Source organism: Actinomadura formosensis NBRC 14204 (assembly GCF_001552155.1).
GTDB classification, from domain to species: Bacteria; Actinomycetota; Actinomycetes; order Streptosporangiales; family Streptosporangiaceae; genus Spirillospora; species Spirillospora formosensis.
The window spans coordinates 1-17,702 of record NZ_BCQQ01000137.1 but is presented as its reverse complement, the minus strand read 5'-3'; the positions used below and the strand labels follow the sequence as shown (position 1 = coordinate 17,702).

Here is a 17,702-nt window from a genome sequence, read left to right as displayed (position 1 = left end):
CCGGCCGCCGCTCCCGCCGCCGCCCCTGCCGCCGCCGTGCCGCCGGCCCCGGCCGTCCGGGCGCGGGCGGAGGAGGCCGACGTCGAGGCCGTCCCGCTGAACCGCTTCCGCAAGGTCGCGGCCAAGCGGCTGGCCGAGAGCAAGCGCGAGGCGCCGCACTTCTACCTGAACCGCGAGGTGGACGCCGAGGCGCTGCTGAAGTTCCGCAAGACGCTGAACGATGCGCTCGCCCCGGCGAAGGTCAGCGTGAACGACCTGATCGTGAAGGCGGTCGCGACCGCGTTGCGCGAGCACCCGGCCGTGAACGTCTCCTACACCGAGGAGAACCTGCTCTTCCACAAGCGCGTCCACGTCGGCGTCGCGGTGGCGGTCGAGGACGGCCTGGTCGTCCCCGTCGTCAAGGACGCGGACCGCAAGAGCGTGTCGCAGATCGGGCAGGAGTCCCGGGAGCTGGCGGGCAAGGCGCGCGAGGGCAAGCTCTCCCTCCAGGAGATGAGCGGCGGCACGTTCAGCGTCAGCAACCTCGGCATGTTCGACGTCGACTCGTTCTCCGCGGTGATCAACCCGCCGGAGGCGGCGATCCTCGCGGTCGGCGCGATCCGGGACGAGCCGGTCGTCCGGGACGAGCAGGTCGTGCCCGGCAAGCGGATGGCGGTGACCCTCTCGGTCGACCACCGCGCCACCGACGGCGCGACGGCCGCGAAGTTCCTCGCCCGGCTGGCCGAACTGCTGCAGAATCCGCTGCTGATCGTCGCCTGACGCCCGATGCCCGGCCGGCCTCCGGCGACGGCGGCCGGCCGGCATTCCTAGGCGAGCTTGTACAGGACGGGCATCAGGAAGCTCGGCTTCGTGAACTGGTGGACGGCGAAGCGGGCTAGGACGTGGTCCCAGCGCGCGCGGTTGACCAGGGTGAACGGCGCGTCGCCGATCGGCTGGAGCAGCGCGGAGTTGTCCAGGTCGGTCTCGGAGGCCGGTCTCGGAGGCCGGTCTCGGCGGCGTACCAGCCGGCGAGGTGTTCCCACAGTCGCCCCTTGTCGTCCGTTTGACGATATGTGATCATTGCCGGCATGTCGGTGAACGTCCCGCTCGGCCCGCTCCTCGATCCCGCCTTCCACCTGGGGTCGGTCCCCACGACCTGGGCCGAGCTGCTCGGTTTCGCGACCGGGGCGGTGAACGTGTGGCTCGTCGTCCGGCAGAACATCCTCAACTGGCCGATCGGCATCGCGAACGTGATCCTGCTCGGACTGGTGTTCCTGGACGGCGGGCTCTACGCCGACTCCGGGCTGCAGGTCGTCTACGTCGCGCTCCAGCTGTACGGATGGTGGGTGTGGCTGTACGGCGGGGACGGCCGCGACCAGCTCCCCGTGCGGCGTACCCGGCGCACGGAATGGGCGGCCCTCATCGCCGCGGGCACGGCCGGGACCGCGTTCCTGACCTGGGCGTTGTCGGTATGGACGGACTCGACCGTGCCGTTCTGGGACGCCCTCACCACCGCGATCTCGCTCATGGCGGTCTACGGGCAGTCGCGGAAGCTGCTGGAGTCGTGGTGGCTGTGGATCACCGCCGATCTCATCTACATCCCGCTGTACTTCTCCAAGGACCTGAAGCTCACGGGCGTCCTGTACGTCGTCTTCCTGACGCTGTGCGTGTTCGGGCTGCTGGCGTGGCGCCGTGACCTGCGGACCCGTGCCGCCGACCCGGCGGTGGCGGCCGCGTGAGGCACGCGCACGGGCTGGTGATCGGCAAGTTCTATCCGCCGCACGCCGGACACCACCACCTGATCGACACCGCGGCGGCGGCGTGCGCCCGGGTGAGCGTGGTCGTCGCCGCGTCCAGCGTCGAGAGCATCCCGCTCGCGCTGCGGACGGCGTGGCTGCGCGAGACGCACCGGCAGCCGCACGTGGAGATCTTCCCCGTGGTGGACGACGCGGAGATCGACTACGAGTCCGACGAGATCTGGTCGGCGCACGTCGCGGCGTTCCGGGCCGGGCTCGCGATGCGCTCGGGGCTCGGGGTGACCGTCCCGCCGGTGGACGCGGTGTTCAGCTCCGAGGCGTACGGGCCGGAGCTTGCGGAACGGTTCTCCGCCGTCCACGTACCGGTGGATCCGCCGCGCGGCCGGTTCCCGGTGAGCGGCACGGCCGTCCGGGACGATCCGGTGGCGAACTGGGAGTTCCTGTCCCCGCCCGTCCGGGCGCATCTCGCGCGGCGGGTCGTGGTGGTCGGCGCCGAGTCGACGGGGACGACGACGCTGGCCCGCGCGCTCGCCGCCCACTACTCGCGGCGGGGCGGTGTGTGGGCGGCGACGCGGTGGGTGCCCGAGTACGGCCGCACGTTCACCGAGGAGAAACTGGCCGCCGCGCGCCGCGCCGCCGGCGACCCGTCGCTGTGGCTGGACGACCTGACGTGGGAGCCGGCCGAGTTCACCGAGATCGCCGAACGGCACGCCGCCCTGGAGGACGCGGCGGCGCGGTCGGGTTCACCGCTGCTGGTCTGCGACACCGACGCGTTCGCCACCGCCGTCTGGCACGAGCGTTATCTCGGCGCCCCGGCGCCGGCGGTGGCGGCCGTCCACGAGCGGAACCCGCATCACCTGTGGATCCTGACCTCGCCGGAGGGCGTTCCGTTCGAGCAGGACGGCTGGCGCGACGGCGAGTCGATCAGGTCGTGGATGTCGGGGCGCTTCCAGGAAGGACTGGGGAGACGGGGCCTGCCGCACATCACGGTGACCGGCCCCCACGAACACCGCCTGGCCACCGCCGTCGCGGCGACCGACGCCCTGCTGGCCAGGGGCTGGGCGTTCAGCCCCCCGCCGGCTCCCCGCCCCATGGCTCCTTCGTCATCCGGGCCGGAAGAGATTCCCGGTTAGGTGCGCGTCCCGTCGCGGTCGAGGCGGAACAGGTCCTCGTCGATCCGGTCGAGGGCGAGCCGGACGGCGCCGAGCCCCACCGACTCGTCCCCGAGCCGGGAACCCTCGATCCGGACGGGACTCAGGCACAGCGGCCGGACCCGCCGGCGCAGTTCGGCGACGAGCGGGCCACCGGCGAGCGGCCCGCCCACCACGATCATGTCGGGGTCGAGGGCGAGGGCCATCGCCGCGACGCCGCGGGACATCCGGGCGGCGAGCGCCCGCACCGCGGCCATCGCCTCGGCGTCCCCGCCGGCCGCCGCGCCCAGCACGCGCACCGCCTGGTCGAACACGGGACCGGTGCCCCCGGCGAGCGCCGCGGCGGTATCGCTCAGCCCCAGCTCGGGCAGCACGCCGAGCTCACCGGCGGCGCCGTGCCGGCCCCGGTGCAGCCGCCCGCCGATGATCGCGCCCGTCCCGGTGTGCAGCGCGGCGTAGACGCAGACGACGTCGTCGGCGTCGCGGGCGGCGCCGCGCCACCGCTCGGCCAGCGCGGCGAGGTTGGCGTCGTTCTCGACGAGGACGGGGCAGGAGAACGAGCGGCCCAGCTCGCGGGCGAGGTGGACGCCCGCCAGCCCGGGCATGATCGTGCAGGAGGTGACCGTGCCACCCGGCGCGACGACGCCGGGGGTGCCGGCGGCGATCGCCCACAGCGACCGCCGGTCGATCCGCACGGCGGCGAGGCACGCCCTGACCTCGGCGCGCACCGCCGCGATCCGCTCGCGGGGCGGGGCCTGGACGTCCAGCACGGCGCCGTGCCCGCCGATGATCTCGCCGGTGAGGTCGCAGATGAGCAGCCGCACCCGGCGGGCGCCGATGTCGATGCCGAGCACGTGCCCGGCCTCGGCGCGGAACCGGTAGCGGCGGGCGGGCCGGCCGACCCCCGCGCCCGGACGCGGCGCGCTCTCGGCGGCCAGGCCCCGCCGGATCAGCTCACCCAGCACGCCCTCGGTGGTGGGCCGCGACAGCCCGACCCGTCCGGCCAGCTCCGACAGCGTCGCCTCGCCGCCGTCGCGCAGCGCCCGCAGGGTCGCGGCCGAGTTGAGGCGGCGGAGCATCGAGGGGTCTCCCCCGTGCAGTGGACGTTGCGACACGGCACCTCTCGACGGCGATCGGCGGGCGGGAGATGCCCCGTCTCCGGCCGGCAGCGCCAAGGATACCCAGGTCAGCAGGCACGAACCGGCCATGCGGAGGGCTCAGGGCCATCGGCCGGGATCGAACCGGCACCTCCAGGACCACAACCTGGCGTGCAGACCACTACACCACGAAGGCCATGTCTTCATGTTCTTGCGTGTCGAGTGCAGGAATCGAACCTGCCTGCCGCGGGATATGAATCCGCCGGACACACCAGCATCCTCACTCGACGCGGAGGGTGCGAGATTCGAACTCGCGCAGGGGGGATGACCCTGACCACGGTTTAGCGGACCGCTGCCTTTCCACTCGGCCAACCCTCCGGGAAACAAAAAAGACCGCCCCTGATTCCGGGGGCGGTCGAGGTCAGAACGCGTGCGTCACGTCCCTCGGCGGCTCCCGAGATGGGAAAGGCTGCTGCTATGCATTCGATGGCGACGCATCATCCTTCTCCTTTCCGATCTCGCCCGCTACAACGCCCATGGTGCAGGGGCGATTCCCATGCCGGCAACCCATTTACCGGCTCATGCGCCGGCCTCGGCGGCCGGCAGACCGATTCCCGGCCGTCACACGGCGGGGCGGGGCGTGTCTAAGGCCGCGTTCAACGCGTGGAGCGCGTGGTAGACGCGGACCTTGACCACGTCCACCGGCACCCCCAGCGAGGCCGCGGCCTCGTTGACCGACCGGTCCCGCAGGACCGTCTCGGTGAGGATCTCGCGGTGCGCGGACGGCAGTGCCTGGAAGGCCCGGGCGACCACCGCGGGGCGCATCCGCTCCCCCGGCAAACCGAGGACGAACGAATCGGTGTTCTTACCCATGTGCAGTGCCACGCGACGAACCTCCCACCCCCGGCTCCCCGCGGCCCCGCCTTTATGGCCGCTTTAAGGATGCGTTGAGGGAGGGGGTTCGGGGAGGGTCTGGCGCAGGGGGACGCCGGAGGCCAGCAGGGCCAGGGCGGCGGCGCCGTAGAGGCCGGCGTCGCGGTCGAGGGCGGTGGGCTTCACTTGCAGATCGCGCAGGTAGGACATGCCGGCGCGTTCGGCGATCGTCCTGCGGAGCGGGTCGAGGAGCAGGTCGTCGGCGGCCGCGACGCCGCCGCCGATGACGACGTCGCGGACGTCCAGGACGGCGGTGGTGTTGAGGATCGCGGTGGCGAGGGCGCTCGCGGCGCGCTGGAAGGCGACGAGCGGGATGCGGGCGCCGGCGCGGGCGGCTTCGGCCAGGGCCTTGGCGTCGGGGCGGCCGGTCGCGAGGGTCCAGCCCTGGGCGAGTGCCCAGCGGACCAGGCCGGGGCCGGCGGCGATCGTCTCCAGGCAGCCGCGGGCCCCGCAGACGCACGGTTCGCCGTCGGGGTCGATGAGGACGTGGCCGATGTGACCGGCGTTTCCGGTGCGCCCCATCCAGGGACGGCCGTCGATGACGAGGCCGCCGCCGACGCCGGTCGACACGACGATGCCGAGGAGGGACGAGCCGGAGTGGCCGCCGCGCCACCATTCCCCGAGGACCATGCACTGGGCGTCGCCCGCGAGGGAGACGGGGACGCCGGGTACGAGGCGCTGGACGGCGGCGACGAGCGGATAGCCGCGCCAGCGGGGGATGTTGATCGGGCTGACCGTGCCGGCCACCGCGTCGATCGGGCCCGCCGAGCCGATGCCGACGGCGGTGACGGAGGGGTCGGTGAAGTCGGCGACGAGACCGCGGAGGGTGGCGGTGGGCGACTGCCCGACGGGGTGCTCGGCGCGGTCGAGGAGCGTCCCGGACGCGTCGACGCGCGCGACGGCGAACTTGGTGCCGCCGATGTCGAGGGCGAGGACGGTCATGGCCCGATCCCCGGGAGGACGCGGTAGAGCGTGCCCTTTCCGGTGAGGCTGGCGGCGGGGGCGCCCGCGGGGATGAAGGCGGCTTCGCCGCGGGCGAGGGTCAAGGTGCGGTCTGCGCTGAGCCGGGCCTCGCCGTCCAGGCACAGGAGCGTCTGGGGAAGGCCGGCGGGCAGGGGCTCGGGGTCGTCGGTGAGGTCGTGGCGGATGAGGACGAATTCGTCGGCGTTCGCGCGGTAGCGGCGTTCCGCCGGTTCGACCCGGGCGGGGGTCGACGGGACGAATTCGACCACGCGCATCAGTTCGGGGACGTCGATGTGCTTTCCGGTGAGGCCGCAGCGCAGGACGTTGTCGGAGTTCGCCATGACCTCGATCGCGAGGCCGCCCAGATAGGAATGCGGCACTCCGGCGTCCAGGAAGAGGGCTTCGCCGGGCTTGAGTTCGACATGGTTGAGCAGCAGCGCGGCGAGGATCCCGCGGTCCCCGGGGTAGGTGCGGGCGATGTCTGCGTAGACGCCGGTCAGCGCGGGTTCGACCGCGGCCAGCACCGGGCCGGAACTGTCGTCCAGCATCTGGGTGAGGACGGTGCGAAGCGCTTCGGCGGGCGGCGCGGTCCGGAGTGCAACGATCCATGGGCGCAGTTCGGGAACCGCCAGGCTTTCCAGCAGGCCGGCCGTTTCCCCGGGGTCGCGGAAACCGCACAGGCCGTGGAAGTCGGTGAGCGCGCAGACCATTTCCGGCTTGTGGAACGGGTCCTTGTAGGTGCGGGTGTAATCGTCGATCGGGATGCCGCGCGCCTCTTCGGCGGCGAAACCCGCCCGGGCCTGCGCCATGGTGGGGTGCACCTGGAGGGAGAGCGGTCTCTCGACGGCCAGGACCTTGAGCAGGTAGGGCAGTGCCGGGCCGAAGCGGGCGATCGAGCGCGCGCCCAGCATCCCGGCCGGGTCGCGGTCGATGAGGACGTTGAGCGGCGTCCCGCCCACCGAGGAGGGCGCGGCGGGATGCGCGCCCGCCCACAACTCGGCCTGCGGGCGGCCGGTCGGCTCGGTGCCGAGCAGCTCCGGCAACGCGGTCCGCGACCCCCAGTCGTAGGGGCGGATCACGGTGGACAGCGGCAGGGGCACCAACCTGCGCCTTCTCCTTACTCGGTGCGCCATGTCGGTGGGTCGGCGCGCGTGGGCAACAGCGTACAAGCGCCGGGCGCCCGCGGACGCGGGGGCCCGGGCTCGTGATCAACACGACACCCCGGGCACTGCGCGTCACGCGCGCCCCCCGGCCGCGCAGACGGCGGGGCGTGTCGTGAGCCGCGGCACGCCGGCGCCGCGCCAGTCGGCGCGGCGGGCCGGCCGGGCGTAGCAGGGCCCGGCGTCGCCGATCAGCCTCTCCATACCGGGCAGGCCCAGCGACTCGGCCGCGAACTCGTACAGGCGGACGAGGCGCGGCATGATCACGCCGTAGTCGAGGGCGCGCGGCAGCATCCCCTCCGCCGCGACGAGATCGGCGCCGCCCAGCCCGTCCAGCGGATAGCGCTCGGGAAACGCGCGGCGCAGGTCGAGGAACAGCCCGACGGAGCCGCCGCGCGGGTCGCCGAGCAGCGCGCCGAGCGGCGCGAACACGCCCAGCGCGAGCCGGGGCCGCGCCACCAGCGCGTGCGCGTACAGGACGCGGACGAGCGCGACGTTCATCACGAACCGCTCGGCGGGCAGTTCGGCGCGGGCGAGCGGCTCGCTGTCCAGGTATCCGGTGACGACGCTGGCGTTGTGGGCGCGGTACCAGGACGCCGGGGACGGGTCCCGGACGAACTCTCCCCACAGCGCGACGCTCCGCGAGGACGGTTCGCCGCCGTCCAGCAGCGCCGCCTCGGCCTTGTCGTGCAGCAGCCGGTCGTTGACGGCCCGCCACCACGGGCTGCCCGCCGGCTCGCCGTCCGGCGGGTTCAGCACTCCCCGGGCGATCTCCCAGCGCAGGAAGCTCAGCTCGGCCCGCCCGTAGCGGGCGCGGTCGCCGACGTAGAACCCGGCGGCGAGCCAAAGCCTGCGCTCCACGCCGTCCGCGGCGTCCCGCACCCGCATGGCCGCCGTTCCCACCGCGTCGATCATGCCTGGCCTCCCAGCCCCCGTTGCGGGATTCATGCCCTTACCCCCTGCACGGTGACCCACGCGGCGCAGGTTCACGCCGCTCCGGGTGAACCTCCGGCGGCCCGGCATCGAACCCATGAACGGGGACGGCATCCGGCGGGCCTGCCCCATTAGGATGAACGCCGGAGAGGTGGTGGACCGTGGGCAAGCACAACAAGCCGGCGACGCGGTCGTGCCCCGGCTGCAACGGGACCGGGACCAGCACCGCCACCCACGAGCGATGCAACGTCTGCCGCGGCACGGGACGCATCTGAGCCGCCCCACCGGACGAGCTTGGCCATGGGCCGCGGGCGGCCGGGTGGGAGACTCGTGCCGGTGCCGGGTGGTTGACTGGGCGGGTGCAGACCGAGACCGTCCAGCCGGGGCTGTTCGCCCGGCTCGCTGAGATCGGGCGCGGCTCGGCCCGTGCCGGCGCGTCCCCGCAGACGCTGTACGACCGCCACGGAGTGCTCGTCGTACGGGTCGGTGACGTGGTGGTGAAGGCGCATCAGGCCGACCGTGACCACGGGGCCCCGTTCCTCGAACGGGTACGGCTCGCGGGCACACTTCCGGATCTCGTCCTGGGGCCGCTGGGGCGGCCGCTCACCGTGGACGGCCGGACGGTCACCGTCTCTGCCTACGGTGAGCCGGTGAGCCCGAACCTGGAACTCCCCTGGGAGGAGGGTGCTCGGCTTCTGGCGGCCCTCCATGTGCGGGGCGTTCCCGCAGACGCGCCGTCGTGGGGGCGTCCGGCACGTGTGGCGCGCCTTGTTTCGAAACTGGGCGACGGTCCCGCCGAGGACGCGGTGCGACGCGCGTTCGCCACGCTTCCCGCCTGGATACGCGGCGAGGGGGACGAGCCCGGGGGGCGGGAGCAGCGCCTCATCCACGGGGACTGGCACCTGGGCCAGATGGTCCGCATGCAGGACGGCCACTGGCGGCTCATCGACATCGAGGACATGGGCCGAGGCGATCCTGCCTGGGACCTCGCCCGCCCCGCGGCGCTCTACTCCGCCGGGGTCCTGCACCCGGACGAGTGGGAGCGTTTCCTGGGCGCGTACCGGGAGGCGGGCGGCCCGGCCGTCCCCGCGCAGGGCGACCCGTGGGCGGGCCTGGACGTGCCCGCCCGAAGTCTTGCGATCCAGATAGCCGCCACGTGCGTCATATCCGCGGGAAAGGACGATCGGCCGCTCGACGGGCCGGAGCAGGCGATGATCGACGCCTGCGTGAGAATATCCGCGGCGGGGGACGCGGCATGACGTGGCGCGAAACCTGCCCTACATTTAGCCTCTACCTGGGGATCCATACCGGAAGGACGGCAAGGCGATGCACTGCCCTAAGTGTCGTGGCGTGATGCGGACCTACACCCGCAGCGGCGTCCACATCGAGCAATGTGACAGCTGCCGAGGCATCTTCCTCGACTACGGCGAGCTGGAGGCCCTGAGCCAGATGGAGGCGCAGTACCGGGCGGCGCCGCCGCCCGCCGGCGCACCGGGCTGGGGAGCGCCCGCACCGTCGGTGCACCACCATCACCACGGCGGCCACCACCGCCCCCACCACGGGAGCGTCTTCAACATGCTCTTCTCGACCTGACCGACCGCGCCACGGCCCGCCCCCGAGCAGGAGGCGGGCCGCACGCATCGTGTCGTTCCCGGGAGCCCCGGGCTCCCGGCGGAATCAAAGACGCGGGTCGACGGGCTCGGACTCCAGCGCCAGGACGGCGAAGACCGCCTGGTGGACGCGCCACATCGGTTCCCCGGCGGCGAGCCGGGCGAGCGCCTCGGCGCCGAGCGCGTGCTCGCGCATCGCCAGCGACCGCTTCCTGCCGAGGGACCTGCGGCGCAGCCGGTCGAGGTTCTCCGGCTCGGTGTAGTCCGGGCCGTAGATGATCCGCAGGTACTCCGGCCCGCGGCACTTGAGGCCGGGCTGGATCTTCACCTCGTCCGGGAGCGGCCCCAGCGGCTTCACGACCATGCCCTCGCCGCCCGCCGCGGTGAGCTTCTCCCACCACTCGGTGACGGCGGCCTCCGATTGCGGCGACCCCAGGTCGACGGTCATGAACTCCGTCCGCTGAACGAGATCGCTCGTGTCGCTCTCCGCGAGCCGCCCGGCCACCGCCATGTGCCACTCGTGGTCGCGGGCGTCCGCCCAGGATCGGCCTTCCCCGGCGAGGATCTGGAACGGCGCGAACCGCAGGCCGGTCAGGCCGTCCACCGTCCAGCAGTACCGCGCGTAAGCGTCCCGGAACAGGGACGCGTTGACGGCGCGCCGGCCGATGTGCTCACGCAGGCCGCCGAGGTCGAGGCCGCGTTCGCTCGCGCGCGCGAGAACCTCGGACGCCATCGGCAGGGCGGCGCGGGCCGCCGCGCCGGCCGCCGCGTACTGCGTGCGGATGAGGTCCATGGCCTTGGCCGACCACGGCAGCAGCTCGCCGTCGATGACGAGCCATCCGGTGTCCAGCTCGTCCCAGAGCCCGGCCGCGCCGATCGCGGCACGGAGCCGGTCCAGGACCTCGGCCGTGCGGGACGGGTCGCGGAAGAACGAACGTCCGGTGCGGGTGTAGACGGCGCCAGTCGTCCCGTCGGGCATGCCGAAGCGCTCTGCCGCGACGGCGGCGTCGCGGCAGACGACGGCCACGGCACGGGAGCCCATGTGCTTCTCCTCGCACACCACGCGGGTGATCCCCTTGTCGCGGTAGGCGGCGAGGGCCTCGGCCGGGTGCTCCAGATGGCCGGGCAGCGGCGAGGTGGCGGCGGGCGCCATGGTGGGCGGCAGGTAGACGAGCCAGCGCGGGTCCACGGCGAACCGGCTCATCACCTCCAGCGCGGCCCTCGCGTTCTCCTCGCGGACGGCGACGCGCCCCATGAGACGGGTCTCGACCCCCTGCTCGCCCAGCACGTCCCCGATGTTGAGAACATCGTTCTCCCGGTGCGCTCCCGCACTGGACGCGGCGGGCGCCTCCAGCGGACGCGTCGGCTCGTACCAGACCTGCCGTGCGGGAACCGACACAAGCTCCCGCTCCGGATAGCGCAGCGCGGTCAGCTTCCCGCCGAACACCGCACCGGTGTCCAGGCAGATGGTGTTGTTCACCCATTCCGCCTCGGGAATGGGCGTGTGCCCGTACACGACCATGGCCTTGCCCCGGTAGTCACGCGCCCACGGATACCGGACGGGGAGCCCGTATTCGTCCGTCTCCCCCGTGGTGTCGCCATAGAGCGCGAACGAGCGGACCCGTCCGGACGCACGGCCGTGGTACTCCTCCTTCAGCCCGGCATGGGCCACGACCAGGCGGCCGTCGTCCAGCACGTAGTGGCTGATGAGACCGGCCATGAAGTTCAGCGCGCCGCCGCGGAAGTCGTCGTCCTCGGCGGCGAACTGCTCCAGGGACTTCTCAAGACCGTGCCCCACCCGCACCTTGCGTCCGCGTAGAGCCCGGACGAGTTTCGCCTCGTGGTTACCCGACACACAGAGCGCGTCGCCGGCACCGACCATGCCCATCACCAGACGCAGCACGCCCGGCGAGTCGGGCCCGCGGTCGACGAGGTCGCCGACGAAGACGGCAGTGCGCCCACCGGGATGGTCCGCTCCCACGGCACGCCCCTGCGCATCCCGCTCGATCTCGTAGCCGAGGCGGGTGAGGAGGTCCTCCAGTTCCGCGCGGCAGCCGTGCACATCGCCGATGACGTCGAACGGGCCGGTCAGCTCGCGCTTGTCGTTCCACGCCTTCTCGTAGACGATCGTCGCGGCGTCGATCTCGTCGGCGCCGGTCAGGACGTGGTGGCGGCGGAACTGGCGGGCGAGGTCCCGCATCCCGCGCCGCAGTTCGCGCCGTTGGCGCGGGATCACGTGCGGGGGCAGGTTCCGCTCCGGGCGGACCGCGTTCCGTTCGGCGGCAAGGCTCTCCGGCACGTCCAGGACGATCGCGACGGACATGACGTCGTGCTCCTTGGCGATCCGCAGCAGCGCCTCCCGCGACCTGCTCTGCACGTTGGTCGCGTCGACCACGGTCAGCAGCCCGCGCCGCAGCCGCTTGCCCACGATGTAGTGGAGCAGGTCGAACGCGTCGCCGGACGCGGACTGGTCGTTCTCGTCGTCCGACACGACCCCGCGGCAGTGGTCGGACGAGACGACCTGCGTCGGCTTGAAGTGGCTGCGCGCGAAGTGCGACTTGCCCGACCCGGTCACGCCGACCAGCACGACGAGGCCCATCTCCGGGACCCTGATCTCCGTCATCGGGTGAAAACCCCCATCTGGGTGGGCGCGCCGACCTCGGGGTCGTCGTCGCCGACGGGCACGTGGCGGACGCGGTAGCCGTGCGCGGCGGCGACCCGGTCGGCCCACGCGCGAAACTCGGCCCGCGTCCATTCGAAGCGGTGGTCGGGGTGGCGCATCGCGCCCGGCGCGAGCCCTTCGTAGCGGACGTTGTGCTCGGCGTTCGGGGTCGTCACGATCACCACCCGGGGCGCGGCGTGCCCGAACACGACCCGCTCGACCGCGCCGAGACGGGGCGGGTCGATGTGCTCGACGACCTCCATCAGCACCGCCGCCTCGTATCCGGCGAACCGGTCGTCCGCGTAGGTCAGCGCGCCCTGGAAGACGTCCCGGACGCGGCCGTCGCCGCGGCGCGGCCCGTCGTCCCAGTGGAGCCGCCGCCAGGCGTGGCTCAGCGCGCGGTGCGAGACGTCGGTTCCGGAGATCTCGGTGAAGAAGCCGTCCTTGAGCAGCCGCGCGAGAAGTTTCCCCGTGCCGCAGCCGAGGTCGATGACGCGCTGGGCGTTCTCGTCGTGCAGCGCCCGCACGACCGCCTGGAGACGGTGCTCCGCCAGCGAGACGGGCTGATCCTTCGGCGTCTGGTCCTCGCCGTCCTCGACGGGGGCGGGTTCCTCCTCGACCTGCACGGGGTCGAGTTCCTCTTCGGGCGCGTCCTCGGCATCGGCGAGCCGGCCCAGCGCGGAACGGACGAGCCCACGCCGGTTGGCCAGGTAGCGGCGGGTGATGGCGCCGCGGTCGGGGTGCGCGGCGAGCCAGCCCTCCCCGGCCCGGATGAGCTTGTCCACCTCGTCCGGCGCCATCCAGTAATGCTTGGCGTCGTCCAGGACGGGCAGCAGCACGTACATCTGGTTGAGCGCGTCGGCGAGCCGCAGCGTTCCGGTCAGCTTGAGCGTCACGTACCGGGAATCGCCCCACTCGCCGAACTCCGGATCGAGCGGCACCGGCACCGCCGACACGTCCCAGCCCAGTGGCGCGAAGAATCGCTCGGCCTGCCCTGGCCCGCCCTTACACGGGAGAGCCGGAAGGGCGATCTCCAGCGGAATCGGGGTCTGCGCCAATTCGGGGCGCGCATCGCACCGTCCGCGCATGGCGGTCCGGAAGACATTCGACATCGCGGAAGCCAGCAGCGACGACGCCGCATAGGGACGGTCGTTCACGTACTGGCCGAGCGAGAAGTCCGGCGTGCCTCTGCCGCGCGTGCGCACGAGTTCGATCGGATCGACGTCCAGCAGCAGCGCCGCCGTGCAGCGCCGCTCGTCCGCGTCCGGGTAGAAGACGTGCGCCGTGCCGTGGGACTGCTCGAACCGCTGCACCCGGTCCGGATGCTTGTGCAGGAGAAATCCCAGGTCCGTCGCCTGGTCCAGGGTGGTCGTGATCGTCAGAAGCACCCCCCAAGTGTGGCGGACGATATTGAAATGCCTCACATTCTTTTTTCGGGCAGAATCCGGGACGATATGAGCAGACATCCCCGCCGGAGGACCGCGCAGGAGACCGTGGCCATCCTCGACCGCGGCGGCTACCGGGCGCCGTCCGGCCGCACCGTCTCGATCGCGGACGGCCTCGCCCGCGCCGTCGCGGGCACCGTCCTGTACCGGCCGGACGACCTGGACGCGCTCCTTGAGCGGCTTCCCGCCGAACCCGCCGCCGGGACGCGCGTCGAGGTCACCGGCGAGACCACGCTCGCCGCCGCCCGCCGGCTGAGCGGCGGCGGGACGGTCCCGTTCGCGCTCAACTTCGCGTCCGCGAAGAATCCGGGCGGAGGGTTCCTGAACGGGGCGCACGCCCAGGAGGAGGGGCTGGCGCGTTCGTCCGGCCTGTACACGTCGCTGCGGTCGGCCAGGGAGTTCTACGACTTCCACCGTGCCCGGCGCGATCTCCTCTACAGCGACCACATGATCTACTCGCCCGGCGTGCCGGTGTTCCGGGACGACGCCGGGCGGCTGCTGGAAGAGCCCTACGACGTCGCGTTCCTGACGTCCCCGGCCCCGAACCGGGGGGCGATCCGGGACGCCGCCGAGGCCGGGCGGATCCCGGACGTGCTCCGCTCGCGCGCCCGCAAGGTGCTCGCCGTGGCGCTGGCCAACGGGCACGGCCGGCTCGTGCTGGGCGCCTGGGGCTGCGGCGTGTTCCGCAACGACCCGGCCGAGGTCGCGCAGGCGTTCGCCGGGCCGCTGGGTCCGGGCGGCGAGTTCGCCGGGTGTTTCGAGCACGTCGTCTTCGCGGTCTGGGACACCGCCAAGGGCGCCCCCAGGCACGCCGCGTTCCAGAACGCCTTCGCCTAGCCGGGGCGCTCCTCGTCCTCCACATAGGAGGCGACGCCCCGGACGAGCAGGTCGAGCCCGAACTCGAAACGTCCGTCGTTCCCCTCGGCGGTGAGCTCCTCCACCATGTCGGCGAGGACGGGGTAGCGGTCGCGCGGCAGGGCGGCGAAGTACTCCCGGATCTGCCCGAAGTACTCCTGGAAGTGCGCCCACGGGTCTTCGCCCGGGGGCACCTTCGCGAGGTAGAGCGTGTCTTCGACCGCGTCGGCGTCCAGGAACATGCCGAGCGTGTCGACCGCGATGCCGGCGATCTTCTTCGGGACGCCGCCCGCCCGCATGAGCGCGAGCTGCGCCTCGGCGACGTCCAGCAGATGGGGACCGGTGGGGACGCGCCCCATCGCGACCACCGCGATGTCGCGGTGCGAGGTGTAGACGCGGCGGATCTCGCGGGCCAGTTCCTTCAGCTGCTCCTGCCAGCGCGCCGGGTCGGGGACGGGAAGCCTGATCTCGGCGGCGACCCGGTCGAGCATCAGCTCGCGCAGTTCCTCCTTGCCCGAGACATGGGCGTAGAGGGACGCGGGGCCGGTGCCCAGTTCCTGGGCGACACGGCGCATGGTGACCGCCTCCAGCCCTTCGGCGTCCAGGACACGGATCGCCGTCTCGACGATGGCCTCCTGGGTGAGCGGCTGTTTCGGCGGCGCGGCCCTGCGGGGCTTGCGTCCGGGCGGCGTCGGCATGGGCGTCGGCATGGCCTGCGCCGATTCGTCCGGCGCCGATTCGTCCGGCGCCGATTCGTCCGGCGCCGATTCGTCCGGCGTCGGCGCGTCCGGCTCCGGGCGGGCGGTGGGCACGGCGGGACCTCCCCATCTCGCGATACATCTTGACACTCGCGAATCGCGATATATCTTCTCTACAAGAGAGAGAAGTTTCCTGGTTGCGAACATCGTACTTGACACGAACATTGTTCGCTCCTACGAATAGTGTTCGTAATCAACGAACACCGTTCCCGAGCGGAGATCACCATGACCGAGACACTGACGTCCCCCGGGCGGGACACCGCGGGGGCGGGCTACCACTGGCGCTGGGCCGCCCTGTTCGTGATCCTCGCCGCCGAGATCATGGACATGCTGGACGCGCTGATCACCAACATCGCGGCCCCCACGATCCGGGCCGAGCTCGGCGGATCGGCCGCCACCGTCCAGTGGCTCGCCGCCGGCTACACGCTGTCCATGGCGGTCGGCCTGATCACCGGCGGCCGCCTCGGCGACCTCTACGGACGCAAGCGGATGTTCCTCATCGGCGCGGCCGGCTTCACGCTCGGCTCGCTGCTGTGCGGCGGCGCCGTCTCCCCCGGGATGCTGATCGGCGCCCGCGCCCTGCAGGGGCTGTTCGGCGCGCTGATGCTGCCGCAGGGCATCGGGATGATCAAGCAGATGTTCGACCCGAAGGAGATGGGCACCGCGTTCGGGCTGTTCGGCCCGGTCATGGGCCTGTCGTCGGTCGGCGGCCCGGTGCTGGCCGGCTGGCTGATCGACGCCGACCTGTTCGGCACCGGCTGGCGGATGATCTTCCTGATCAACCTGCCGCTCGGTGCCGCCGCCGTGCTGGCCGGGCTGCGGTTCCTGCCCGCCGGGCGCGCCGAGCACGCGTCCCGCCTCGACCTCACCGGCGCCGCCCTGGCCTCCATCGGCGCCGGCCTGCTGATCTACCCCCTCGTCCAGGGCCGCGAGCACGACTGGCCGCTCTGGACGTTCCTGATGATGGCCGCGTCCCTCGTCGTCTGGGGCGTGTTCGGCTGGTACGAGGCCCGCAAGCAGCGCACCGGCGGCGACCCGCTGATCGTGCCGAGCCTGTTCCGCAAGCGCGGCTTCACCGGCGGCCTGGCCGTCGGCCTGGTGTTCTTCTCCGGGATGGCGGGCCTCGGCCTGGTGCTGGCCCTGTTCTTCCAGATGGGCCTCGGGTTCTCCCCGCTCAAGGCGGGGCTCGCGCAGAGCCCCTGGTCGGTCGGCATCATCATCGGGTTCGGCGTCGCGCAGGCCGTGCAGCGCTTCGGCCGCACGGTGATCCACGCGGGCACCGTCATCATGGCCGCCGGCATCGCCGGGACCTACGCCACGCTCCAGTACGCCGGGATCGACGTCACTCCCTGGCAGCTCATCCCCGCCCTGATCGTCACCGGGCTCGGCATGGGCCTGCTGATGGCGCCGTTCTTCGACACCGTCCTCGCCGGCGTCGAGCCCGTGGAGACCGGCTCGGCGGGCGGCACGCTCACCGCCGTCCAGCAGCTCGGCAGCGCGCTCGGCGCCGCGGTCCTCGGCACGATCTTCTTCGGCCTGCTCGGCGGGCATGTCGCGAACGCGGCCGACGACGGCGCGCCCACGCTGCGCCGCGACCTTGCGGCCGCGTCCATCCCCGCCGACCGGCGCGACCGCATCGCCGGCGGCCTGCGCGCCTGCGGCCACGACCGCGCCACCGCCAAGGACGCCGCCGCCGTCCCCGCGTCGTGCCGCCGGCTCCAGAACGAGGTCAAGGCCGCCATCGCCGCCGCACCGCAGTCGGCGCCCGCCGTGGGGAAGGCGGTCGCGCGGGCCGGCGAGCACTCGGCCAAGGCCGGCTTCGGCGACGCCATGAAGATCACGCTGTGGGTCGAGGTCGGGATGCTCGGCCTGACCTTCCTGATGACCTTCCTGCTGCCGAGGCACCCGCGGCCGGAGGAGGAGATGGTCTGACGGAACGGAAAGGGCCCGCGGCCGGAGCGTCCCCCGCCGCGGGCCTTCGCCGTGGTCACACCTTGCCGAGCACCTCCGAGGCCAGCAGCTCAAGGTGGTCCAGATCGTGCATGTCGAGCACCTGGAGGTAGAGGCATTCCGCGCCCAGCTCGGCGAACCGGCCGATCTTGTCGACCAGTTCGCCGGGCGTCCCGGCCAGGCCGTTGTCCCGCAGCTCGGACGCCTGCCGGCCGATGGCGTCGGCGCGCCGCCGCACCTCGGCCTCGTCCCGTCCGCAGCAGACCACCTGCGCGGCGGAGTAGACGATCGGCTTCGTCCGGCCCGCCGCGGCGCACGCCGCGCGGACCCGGCCGAACGCCTCGCCGGTGTCCGGCACCCGGTGGAACGGGACGTTGTACTCGCCGGCGTAGCGGGCGGCGAGCCGCGGCGTCCGCTTGGCCCCGAACCCGCCGATGATGATCGGCGGG

Annotated in this window: 16 protein-coding genes, 3 tRNA genes and 1 pseudogene; 7 read left to right on the top strand and 13 right to left on the bottom strand. The window is 72.7% G+C overall.

What is annotated here, in order from left to right:
* On the top strand, positions 1-759 hold a 759-nt coding region (locus AF1_RS27360; RefSeq protein ID WP_131732864.1), incomplete at its 5' end, for a dihydrolipoamide acetyltransferase family protein.
* 47 nt (positions 760-806) lie between these two features.
* On the opposite strand, the gene AF1_RS27355 is transcribed toward AF1_RS27360, so the two are convergent.
* Positions 807-1,022, bottom strand: a complete 216-nt coding sequence (locus tag AF1_RS27355) for a hypothetical protein (RefSeq protein WP_067805448.1) — start codon at positions 1,020-1,022, stop codon at positions 807-809.
* Between the two features lie 45 nt (positions 1,023-1,067).
* Between AF1_RS27355 and pnuC the strand changes: the two genes are divergently transcribed.
* Positions 1,068-1,718 (top strand): nicotinamide riboside transporter PnuC, encoded by a 651-nt coding sequence (gene pnuC / locus AF1_RS27350; protein ID WP_067805464.1) that lies wholly within the window; start codon positions 1,068-1,070, stop codon positions 1,716-1,718.
* Positions 1,715-2,869, top strand: coding sequence for an AAA family ATPase (locus tag AF1_RS27345; protein ID WP_067805445.1), 1,155 nt, complete (start codon positions 1,715-1,717; stop codon positions 2,867-2,869). Before pnuC ends, AF1_RS27345 begins: the two co-directional genes overlap by 4 nt.
* On the opposite strand, the gene AF1_RS27340 is transcribed toward AF1_RS27345, so the two are convergent.
* From AF1_RS27340 to AF1_RS27310, 8 genes are all read right to left on the bottom strand, one after another.
* A complete protein-coding gene (locus tag AF1_RS27340; protein WP_217999851.1) occupies positions 2,866-4,002 on the bottom strand; it encodes an ROK family transcriptional regulator in 1,137 nt (378 codons plus the stop codon). The genes AF1_RS27345 and AF1_RS27340 overlap by 4 nt on opposite strands.
* A gap of 105 nt (positions 4,003-4,107) precedes the next feature.
* Positions 4,108-4,181, bottom strand: a tRNA-His gene (locus AF1_RS27335).
* A gap of 19 nt (positions 4,182-4,200) precedes the next feature.
* Positions 4,201-4,273: transfer RNA gene (locus tag AF1_RS34850), tRNA-Met, on the bottom strand.
* Position 4,274: 1 nt separating this feature from the next.
* Positions 4,275-4,362 (bottom strand) — tRNA-Ser (locus AF1_RS27330).
* Between the two features lie 243 nt (positions 4,363-4,605).
* A complete protein-coding gene (locus AF1_RS27325; protein ID WP_067805438.1) occupies positions 4,606-4,869 on the bottom strand; it encodes a sigma-70 family RNA polymerase sigma factor in 264 nt (87 codons plus the stop codon).
* 51 nt (positions 4,870-4,920) lie between these two features.
* Complete coding sequence (locus AF1_RS27320; RefSeq protein ID WP_067805436.1) at positions 4,921-5,859, bottom strand: ROK family protein; 939 nt, start codon at positions 5,857-5,859, stop codon at positions 4,921-4,923.
* Complete coding sequence (manA, locus tag AF1_RS27315; RefSeq protein ID WP_306303193.1) at positions 5,856-6,980, bottom strand: mannose-6-phosphate isomerase, class I; 1,125 nt, start codon at positions 6,978-6,980, stop codon at positions 5,856-5,858. The genes AF1_RS27320 and manA overlap by 4 nt, the downstream gene beginning before the upstream one ends.
* A gap of 135 nt (positions 6,981-7,115) precedes the next feature.
* Positions 7,116-7,955 carry a hypothetical protein gene (locus AF1_RS27310; RefSeq protein WP_131732863.1) on the bottom strand — a complete coding sequence of 280 codons (840 nt, stop codon included), beginning with the start codon at positions 7,953-7,955 and terminating at the stop codon, positions 7,116-7,118.
* A gap of 377 nt (positions 7,956-8,332) precedes the next feature.
* Between AF1_RS27310 and AF1_RS27305 the strand changes: the two genes are divergently transcribed.
* Positions 8,333-9,232, top strand: coding sequence for a phosphotransferase (locus AF1_RS27305; RefSeq protein WP_067805430.1), 900 nt, complete (start codon positions 8,333-8,335; stop codon positions 9,230-9,232).
* Positions 9,233-9,299: 67 nt separating this feature from the next.
* Positions 9,300-9,566 (top strand): TFIIB-type zinc ribbon-containing protein, encoded by a 267-nt coding sequence (locus AF1_RS27300; protein WP_084263392.1) that lies wholly within the window; start codon positions 9,300-9,302, stop codon positions 9,564-9,566.
* 84 nt (positions 9,567-9,650) lie between these two features.
* Here the strand turns inward: AF1_RS27300 and AF1_RS27295 are convergent, their stop codons facing one another.
* On the bottom strand, positions 9,651-12,206 hold the full coding sequence (locus tag AF1_RS27295) for a polynucleotide kinase-phosphatase (protein WP_067805427.1): 2,556 nt from the start codon (positions 12,204-12,206) through the stop codon (positions 9,651-9,653).
* Positions 12,203-13,633, bottom strand: coding sequence for a 3' terminal RNA ribose 2'-O-methyltransferase Hen1 (locus AF1_RS27290; protein ID WP_067805424.1), 1,431 nt, complete (start codon positions 13,631-13,633; stop codon positions 12,203-12,205). The genes AF1_RS27295 and AF1_RS27290 overlap by 4 nt, the downstream gene beginning before the upstream one ends.
* Positions 13,634-13,738: 105 nt before the next feature.
* Between AF1_RS27290 and AF1_RS27285 the strand changes: the two genes are divergently transcribed.
* Positions 13,739-14,527 carry a TIGR02452 family protein gene (locus AF1_RS27285; protein ID WP_407642232.1) on the top strand — a complete coding sequence of 263 codons (789 nt, stop codon included), beginning with the start codon at positions 13,739-13,741 and terminating at the stop codon, positions 14,525-14,527.
* Here AF1_RS27285 and AF1_RS27280 read toward each other — a convergent pair.
* The gene (locus AF1_RS27280) at positions 14,524-15,357 is read right to left on the bottom strand and encodes a TetR/AcrR family transcriptional regulator (protein WP_242608956.1); all 834 of its coding nucleotides are present in this window, start codon (positions 15,355-15,357) and stop codon (positions 14,524-14,526) included. The genes AF1_RS27285 and AF1_RS27280 overlap by 4 nt on opposite strands.
* Positions 15,358-15,528: 171 nt before the next feature.
* On the opposite strand from AF1_RS27280, the gene AF1_RS27275 reads away from it, so the two are divergent.
* On the top strand, positions 15,529-17,235 hold the full coding sequence (locus AF1_RS27275; protein WP_067805419.1) for an MFS transporter: 1,707 nt from the start codon (positions 15,529-15,531) through the stop codon (positions 17,233-17,235).
* Positions 17,236-17,290: 55 nt separating this feature from the next.
* Here AF1_RS27275 and AF1_RS27270 read toward each other — a convergent pair.
* Positions 17,291-17,702: pseudogene (locus AF1_RS27270) on the bottom strand (LLM class flavin-dependent oxidoreductase); the annotation flags it as partial.